Genomic DNA, 331 nt, shown 5'->3' on the forward strand with positions numbered 1-331 from the left:
GGAAACATTCAAATATGCAGGTTCTCAGAACCTGCGACAGCGATTCGTTTCGGTCCATCACTTCGGTGTGGATGAAATGAAAAGCAAAAACACAGTTACTTATCCATTTGTTCAGTTTTGATGGAATTTGAGGGGCCATAGCTCAGCTGGGAGAGCGCCTGCCTTGCAAGCAGGAGGTCAGCGGTTCGATCCCGCTTGGCTCCACCAAAGAATTTCGTCTATTTAGCTTGTTCTTTGAAAACTAGATATCGAAACGAAAATTGCGATTTAGAACATTCCTTTTAGGGATGAATGCTTGTTCGGTTCAAGTGACCGATCAACAATCATCCTA

Annotated in this window: 1 tRNA gene; it reads left to right on the forward strand. The window is 43.8% G+C overall.

What is annotated here, in order from left to right:
• Positions 1-131 precede the first annotated feature (131 nt).
• Positions 132-207: transfer RNA gene (locus tag P364_RS0134200), tRNA-Ala, on the forward strand.
• The last annotated feature ends 124 nt before the right edge of the window (positions 208-331 follow it).

Source organism: Paenibacillus sp. MAEPY2, from assembly GCF_000499205.1.
Taxonomy (GTDB): domain Bacteria; phylum Bacillota; class Bacilli; order Paenibacillales; family Paenibacillaceae; genus Paenibacillus; species Paenibacillus vandeheii.